The organism is Streptomyces colwelliae (assembly GCF_048158785.1).
Lineage (GTDB): Bacteria > Actinomycetota > Actinomycetes > Streptomycetales > Streptomycetaceae > Streptomyces.
In genome coordinates this window covers 1-8,085 of sequence record NZ_JBLTJC010000429.1, presented here as the reverse complement: position 1 = coordinate 8,085, position 8,085 = coordinate 1, and the positions used below count along the sequence as shown (strand labels likewise).

3 protein-coding genes and 1 pseudogene are annotated in these 8,085 nt (G+C 69.7%); 3 read left to right on the top strand and 1 reads right to left on the bottom strand.

Features of this window, described 5'->3' with window-relative positions:
- Window positions 1–436: pseudogene (locus tag ACNFOC_RS46545) on the bottom strand (hypothetical protein); the annotation flags it as partial.
- A 231-nt stretch (window positions 437–667) separates the two neighbouring features.
- Between ACNFOC_RS46545 and ACNFOC_RS46540 the strand changes: the two are divergent.
- The 3 genes from ACNFOC_RS46540 to ACNFOC_RS46530 all read left to right on the top strand — a co-directional run bounded on the left by ACNFOC_RS46540 (window position 668) and on the right by ACNFOC_RS46530 (window position 7,858).
- Window positions 668–859 carry a hypothetical protein gene (locus tag ACNFOC_RS46540; protein ID WP_416965049.1) on the top strand — a complete coding sequence of 64 codons (192 nt, stop codon included), beginning with the start codon at window positions 668–670 and terminating at the stop codon, window positions 857–859.
- 562 nt (window positions 860–1,421) lie between these two features.
- Complete coding sequence (locus ACNFOC_RS46535; protein ID WP_416965048.1) at window positions 1,422–6,677, top strand: AAA family ATPase; 5,256 nt, start codon at window positions 1,422–1,424, stop codon at window positions 6,675–6,677.
- Window positions 6,674–7,858, top strand: a complete 1,185-nt coding sequence (locus ACNFOC_RS46530) for a hypothetical protein (RefSeq protein WP_416965047.1) — start codon at window positions 6,674–6,676, stop codon at window positions 7,856–7,858. The genes ACNFOC_RS46535 and ACNFOC_RS46530 overlap by 4 nt, the downstream gene beginning before the upstream one ends.
- Window positions 7,859–8,085: the final 227 nt, after the last annotated feature.

Below are 8,085 nucleotides of genomic sequence, written 5' to 3'. Positions count from 1 at the left end.
GGCTCCAGCGCCCCTGGACGAGTCCATAGGTGCGGAAGACATGCAGGCCGCCCAGGACGCTGTCGACGACGACCTCATGCCGGTCCTCCGCCGTCCAGCCGAAGGTGATCTTCTGCACCGGCACGGGCCGACCGGCCTGGCGGGCCTTGCGGAAGGCGTCACCGTTGGCGGTCCACTTGGTCATCGTGTGGTAGCCGTATTCCGACAGCCGATTGACGACCTTCTGGTAGCGCGGGCCCTCGAAGCCGTCCGCGCGCAGCACCTCGACGATGGTGGCGTCCGCCTGCCGACGCCGGGCGGCGTCCTGCGGGTCCGTGACGGCGCCGAGGTCGCGGTCGAGGCGGGACAGGTCGTCCGGCGTCAGTTCCGCGTCCTCCGCATCGAGGGGGCACATAGGGGTGCAGGCGGTGTCGCCACCCTCGAGCGCTTCCGGCACATCCGCTCCCTTGCATCTGCGACAGGTTCCCGGCGGTCCGAGCGGACCGTCTCACGTATGTCTTAGACGCGGCGCGTCTGCTTCCCCCCTCGCATTCCTCAAGAAATTTCCGGTAACTGACGGTGATTCACATCACAGGGGGTGACGTGCTCGCTTCCCGCCTATACCTCCTGCACCAGCCGCACCTGGAAACAGACGGGTGCATTCCCCTACCTCGCATGGAGTGTGACGGTGCCTCAGCCCGATCCGCAGCCTCCGCTGCTCAGTCAGCGCGCCGCAATCATCCTGCTGCTCGGCGTCCTGACCGCGACGGCCGCTGCGGTCCTAACCGTCTGGGCCGGCGGTACACCCGCGGCAGGCCTTCTCGCCGGTGGCGGTGCGTTCGCCGGCGGCGTGCTGTTCTTCAACGCGATCATCTCGTGACCCCGCAGGCGCCGTCGCACGGACCCGGCCTTCCTCAGAGGCCGCCCGAACGAGAACGACGCCGTACCCGGGACTTGAAGACAGTCGGCTGGTTGGAGCACGCGGTCGTTTTCCCCGATCGACTGGAAGACGCGGTCGTCCCAGTCAGTTCGGCCCGGCGGCAGCGGTGCCGTGCAGCGGTGCCCCCTCTCCTGCCCAGGAAGACCAACTCACCTGCCCGATGCCCGGTTCGGGCCGGGAACCCGGGTGGCCCCAGCGGTCTTTCGCGCGGGGCTCCCGTCGCGCTGTCAGCACCCCGGCCCGGCGAGCTTTGCTGGTCCAGTTCACCGCCGTCTTGTAGTGCACGTTCCAGCAGGATGCAGATCAGGGGCAGTGGCGGCTGCGCCTGCACCAGAGCGAAGCGGTAGGCGGCGGTGACCTGGCGCAGGCGGGTTGAGGGCGGGAAGCCGCCGTGCTGTGGCATCCGGCGTGGCCGTTTCCGTCTTGATGCCGGCGGACGGTTAGGGTGAGTGTGCCGGGCGCCGGGGGGTGCGGCCGCAGGCACACCATGCTGGAGGTAACCGTGGGGTTGCGCCCGACGCACCTCGGTTACGCCTATCAGGATCTGCTCACCGCGCTGCGTCTGGTGGATCTGGCGGTGGGACATGCGAGGTCGGTGGTCGTCGACACGAAGATGTTCGCCGGGGACCGGTTCGACGACATCACCTGCGAATGGGGCACTGGCAGTCGCGAGCGGCTGCAGATCAAGCACACGGATCACGACCGTGCGTTGTCAGTAGAGAGTTTCAGCAGGGACAACCGGGGGCTGCGCCTGGATCTCCTCTTCGCTTCCATCGACCGTGACCTCGCCTCACAGCCCGCCGTCTCGCACCGTCTCGTGGTCCGCGACACGGAGCCGGACGACCCTGATCTGACGCGGGTGCTGCGGCCGGTCGGTACGGGCAGCGACCCGGGGCCGGCACTGCACGGCCTGAGCAGCAAGCGGTTCCGGTTCGACGCCGCTGCGCTGCGGACCCACGAACCGTGGAAGGCCATCCTCGCCGCCGTCAGCGACGACATGCTCCAGCGCGCCTGTGCCAGCCTGATCGTCGACACGAGTGTTGCGGCATGCTCGCTCAGCATCCGCGAGCCCGGGCCGGCCGAGGCGGCCCTGCTGCACCGCATCACCGAAGAACTCGGTGCCGGACGGCCGCCGAACCGGTCCCGCACGGCCGAGGACGTGGCACTGGCCCTCATCGAGAGGGCCAAGGCAGCCCGCAGCCGGACGGGCACCGTGACACTCGAGGACCTGCTTCCCCACCTGGGCTTGAAGACTGACTTCGGGGCCGTCCGCGAGGGGCACCCCGTCGACCGTGCCACCGAGGTGATTCGCCCCGCCGTCCTCACACGAGTGGTCACAGCCGTCGAGGACACCTCGCAGCAGGGCGGTGTGGTGGTGGTCACCGGCGCCCCCGGCATCGGCAAGTCGTGGTTGTGCGAGCAACTCGGCGACGCACTGCGCGACACCTGGCTGGCGGTACGCCATCACTGCTGGCTCGGCGCTGCGGATACCGACCGTGGAGAGCGTGTGCTGACCGAGGTGGTGATCGGCAGCCTGCTGCAGCAGTTGGAAAGCGCCGCACCGGAGGCAGTGGCGCAGGTCAGACCCCGCTACGCGGCCACCACGGAGACGCTCGCGGCGGCGGTCACGGCTGTGCGCGGCCTGGTCCCGGATCAGCGCGTCGTGTTGGTCGTGGACGGGATCGACCACGTCAGCCGGGTACTTGGGCCAAGTAGTGGCGGCGTGTTCGGTGAGCCGGTGGATCCGGCCGCCTGCTTGGTCGAGGAGCTCACCTCGCTCAGCCTGCCGCCCGGCGCCGTTCTTGTCCTGGCCAGTCAGCCCGGCCCTCATCTGGAGGCGGTCAACGCCCGGGCCGCCCGTCTGACCGTTCCCCCTCTCGACCGTGCCGAGCTGGGTGCGTTGGCGGAGCGTCTGGGGGTGCTCTCAGCGCTGTGGCCATCGGGTGCCGGCCGGGAGAGTGCCAGGGACGCTGAAGCCGCTGTCACCTTGATCGAGGAGCGCTCACGAGGCAACGCTCTGTACGCCACGTATCTGTGCCGCCAAGCCCTGGGCCCCGCTCCTGGTCTTGGGACACTGCCTGCGCCGGGCGCCGTCGGTGATCCTCTCGAGCGTCTGCGTGCGGTTCCGTCATCGGCGCACGACCTGGACGACTATTACGCCTATCTGCTGCGGGCTCTGACGGCCGAGCAGCGCTATGCGGTCAGCACGCTGGCGGTCTGCGACTTCGCTGTCAGCGCGGACGAGCTCGGAGAGATCTTCCCGATGCCGGCAATGATGATCAATGCCGCACTGACCCGGGTGGCGCCGATCATCGCGCAGCAGCCAGGGATCGGCGGGCTGAAGATCCACCACGAGAGCTTCAGCCGTTTCGTCCGCCGGGTCGAGGGCGACTCCCGGTGGGTGGACCAGGTCCGGGCCCAGGCCGCCGACTGGCTTTCCCGGCGCGGGTTCTTCACGGACGCGCGTGCCTTCCGGCACCTGCCCGAACTCCTGTCCGCTCTGGGCCGTGACGACGACCTGGCGCTGCTGATCGGACCCGATTTCCTCTCCCGGGCGGTTGCCGGACTGCAGCCCCCGCAGGCCATCGTCCACACCCTGGCCGTCGTCGCCCGGCGGGCGGCGGTGTGCCATGACTGGCCCACGCTGGTGCGCTGCATCGAACTGAGCCGGGCGCGGTCGACCTACGAGGACGAAGGCCTGCCGGGTTCCCTGGTGCCGTATGCGGATGTGCTCGTCGCGCTGTCGGGAGCCGACCATGTGGCGGCGGGCCTGATGTATGAGGGTGTGCCGACGATGTCGGCACGGTGGGGCCTGCAGTTGTGCGCGGCAATCGACCGGGCCGGGGGCGCCGCCCCGTGGGAGGCGTATCTGACGGCCTGGGACACGGCGGACGACGGTGCGTCTGCCCACGACGGTTCCGCGGGCGACGAGGGGGTGTTCCTCGCGGAGTTGCGCGGGCGGATCAGGCTACCCGGCCATAGCGCCGACGAGCGCGAGTCGCAGGAAGACCACCCGCTCGCGCATCGGGTGGCCCGGTTTCTCGACCAGGAAGCCCTGGGCTCCCCCGAACTGGCGCTCGGTGTGCTGCTGGACTGCCTCGGTGCCGAGCCGCTGTTGGAGAGCGTGGAGCTCGTCGAGCGCCCCGAGCGGCGTGCGGCCCTTCTCCTACATCTCGCCGACGCCCACGACGGCGCAGACGGAATGCTGCCCTCGGCGCGCACGTTGGCCACCGCGGCCTGGGCCAGCGCTCCGTGCAGCCCGCGACGCCTGTTGGACCACGGCGTGCCCGTGGCGGACCTGGCCGAGGAAGTCTTCGGCCAGGACGTCACCATGGTGCTGCAGGAAGCAACCCACACAGTGCTGACCGGCCGCTACAGCGACCTGTCGGGGCCGGTGAGCGAGTGGCTGGAACTGCTGGCGGTGGCCCAGGGATCTGATCCACAGGCGCCCGCCCGGCTGCTCCCCCTCCTCGACGGCGAAGGTTTCTACCGTGCCTGGCTGCGCTTCACCATCGCCGCACTCGGTCTCCGCCGCGACGTCGGCGCGGGCCGGATCACCACCGCGCACGCGTCCACTGCCGCCCGTGTGGCGCTTGAGCAACTGGCCCGGCACGCAGCCGCGTTCACAGGCCGGCCCAACGCCAGCGAGCTCGGCGACATCCATCAGCTCGTGCGGCAGGTGCTGCACGAGGCAGTCGCCCTGCTGCGCGGCAACGACGTCGCCGTGGGCATCGCCTCCTTGCAGACCGTCAGCCGAGGCACCACCACGTCCCTGATGGGCATGGCCGGAACCGGCCCTCTGATCACCACGGAGCTGTTGTCCCTGTTGGCCCACAGCGTGGGCCAGGCCGGGGCCGACGTCATCGATGAGCTCATGCGCACGCTGCGCGCGGCAAAGGCCGACAGCCGTTCGATGTATGCGGAGGACGCCGACTTCGAACTCGAGATGGCCCGCGTGAGTCTCGCCTGCGACGACCCGGACGAAGCCCAGCACTGCTGGGAACGCGCCGCCCACTACATGAGCGCCTACGGCGGCCACAAGGACATCACCATCGAGGAGCTGCTGGATCCGCTGTCCCAGCTTGTCCAGGCCGATCCGGTACAGGCGCGGGTGCGGCTGGCACGTACGCAGCCGCTCGTGTACCTCGTTGCGGAATGCACCGATGGGCGGGGGACCGCGGGCACACCGCAGGAGTGGTGGCGTTTCCTCGCGCGCCTGGATCCGCAGGCCGCCGCGCAGATGGCCGCCCAGGTGCTGCTGACCGAGCCCGGACTGCCCGACGCCCGGGTGGAGGCGGCCCACCAGCAGCTGCTGGCCCTACAGGCCGACTCCGCCGACCCCGTCGTCCTGGCAGCGCTCCGTATCGCCGCAGGCCCCCACGGCCGCAGGCGCGACGCCGACATCGCCCTGCTCGGCAGGCTCGCCGACCTGCCCGGCGACGACGCTGCACACGCTCTGGGCCTCCTGCCGGTGCTCGCCAACGCGATCACATCCACCTACGACGACCAGACACTGATCCACGCGTCACACATGGCCCAGGACACGCCGACTCCTGCTCTGCGGGCGGCGGCACAGCGCTTGGGCGGCGAAGGCGGCCCGTCCTGGTCACCCAGGACCGCGCCCGTCAATAACTCCCGCAACTGGGGTGGCCCCAGGGAGCGTTACCCCACCGGGGCCTATCTGCACGCCCAGCAGCGCCCCGTACTGCCGGAGGGCGCTGCTGGTGTGCTCGCCGCGGTCCGTGACTGCAGCAGCAAGGCGTACGACGATCCGATGGGCCCCCGATGGTCCAAGGACGCCCTGGCCAGCGCGATCGGATGGCGGATCGTGGAGATCACCGACCGCCAGGGGCCCGACGAAGCCGCCCAGCTACTGCACCGGATCGCCAAGGGAATGGACGCTTCCGGCCCCGTTGACGTACTCGCCGACGTCGCCGCTGGGCTCCATCTGCGCCAGGACATCGCCCCCGACGCCTTCGGCCCGCTCGCCGCGATGGCCGGCATGCTGGCCTACACCACGATCCGAGGCGGCGGCGGATGGCGTTCCTTCGCCGGCAACGACCGCCTGGATCTATGGCAGCAGGCGCACACCGCGGATGCCGCCATCGCGGTCCAAAACCTCGCGGACGAAGTCGCCAACACCGTCGCCAACCCGTCCTACAGCCGCACCATCGGGGTCAGCCAGGCCCTGATTTCGGCGTTCGCCATTCAGCGCCCGGACTCCTCCCGGCCCTCGGCCGCCGACGCACTCGCCTGCTGGGACGCCGCGTATGAGGTCATCGCCCACCGTCTGCCGGGCGATGCCCGCCTTGGCGACGGTGCCTACCACCCGGTGCCGGAGCCGACCTCACAGCAGGACATCGACACCGCCCTGTGCCAGCTCGCTCTGGCGACCGTCGCCCTGCCCGAACGCGGCGACAAGCGGCGTGCCCTGATCGCAGCGACGGTCCTGCTGGCCGGCCGGCCCCACCAGGCACAGGCCGCCCTCGCACATGTCCTCTCCTTCGCCCTCGGCGCCGGCCCCCTGACCTGGCTCCTGACTGTCCTGCACAGCCACCTTCCCGACGGGCCCCTGGACGCCGCCCTCCACAAGCAACTCGTAGCCCTGTGCGACAGCGACATGCTGTCCGTCCGGGCGGAGGCCGCCGCCGTCCTCACCCAGGCCGGACACCAGCCGCCTCCCCCTCCGGCGAGCGCGGCCCATCCGACACTCGCGCGCGCCGTAACCGCCCGCCCTGGCACCGAGGACAGCGAATGAAAGACCCTCGGCGATATGCGGCCCACCTCGTCGACCACTACCTGGGCGCCCGCCTCGACGCCGCCGGCCAGGCTCCCGGGCTTCGTGAGACCGTCATCGACCTCGTGGTCACAGCCATCCCCGACCACGTCGAACCGCTGATGCGCATGCAGTTGGACCTGCTGACCCACCCGAGCAGCGATCGCTTCCCCGACGCCTACCTCGCCGAGCAGGCTGCCGCCGAAGACTCTCTGCAGAAGGCCGCGGCAGGCCTGCGAGCCGCGCTCGCCCAAGCCGGACACCTCGTCGACCCCCAAGCCTTCGAACGCGGCACGGCGGCACGTCTGAGGGACGACTCCCGCTCGGCCCTGCGTGCCGAACTCGCCCGCGTTCCCCGCCCTCTGACCCGCCCCAAGGCGCTGGAGTGGTCACTCGATCCCGTGCCCTGGTTCAGCGACAGCCGCCAAGAGCAAGAACCCTGGCCGCCGTTCGGTCTGGCTTCGGTCTCGGGCCTGCGCACCCTGCCGGAAGGTACCCTGGCCTTTGCCCGCGTGGACGACGGCCCGCACGCGGGCTGGGTGCAGATCGGGCTGGTCGAACGGCAGCGCACTCCCGCACGCCGGTATCCGGACCAGCCCGCCCGCCAAGTACTGATCACCGTCGGTCTCGAGACTGCCGACGACGATCCGCCCACCAGCACTCTCCCTATCTCCCGGGCTCCCTGGCAGTTGTGGACCCGCCCGCTGCGCCGCCTGGCACCTGGTCTCACCCGGGCCGAGGCAGCAGCCGAGCACCTCAGCACGACAGACCAGGCTCTCGTGGCCCTCACCGACGCCGGCACCACTCCCCTGATCGACACGCCCCGGCACCGCAACGGTCCGGGCCTGCCCCCGTACGTCCTCGCACCAGCCGCCAGCATCGTGGCGGTACTCGGTCTCGAACCCACCGACGGCATCTGCGGGTTCAGCCTCAGCGACGCTGCAGGGGAAGCACTCATCTGCCGCCAGTGGCGAGGACACCTCGTCCACGACGGAACCTACGAGCCTCTCCTGCCCTCGGTCGCAGGAGCCGACCTGATCATCCGTCCCGACCTGTTCACACGCTTGCACGACACCATCGGACCCTCCCGCTGCCGTGCCGGTCTCAACGTCCACCACATGACAGCAGACCGGGACGACCACATCTCCGACGACGAGGGCTGAAACCAGCCCACCAACACTCATACCGCCACAAGGTCATCGCCCAACTCATCATCTACAGAAGGGCGTCTCAACGGCCCCGCACATGCGTATCACTCTCTGCATCCTTGCAGGTCAAAGCGCAAATAAGTTGACTAAAAGCCGGACAAACATCGTCTCAATCTTTGCGTCCTTGCAGGTCAAAGTGTCTATAGATAGTCAGATGCTTGCAGTTAGATTGAGACGACATA

Bases quoted from the DNA above. Each gene is read 5' to 3' on its own strand.
- ACNFOC_RS46530 (WP_416965047.1), top strand. From the start codon at position 6,674: ATGAAAGACCCTCGGCGATATGCGGCCCACCTCGTCGACCACTACCTG.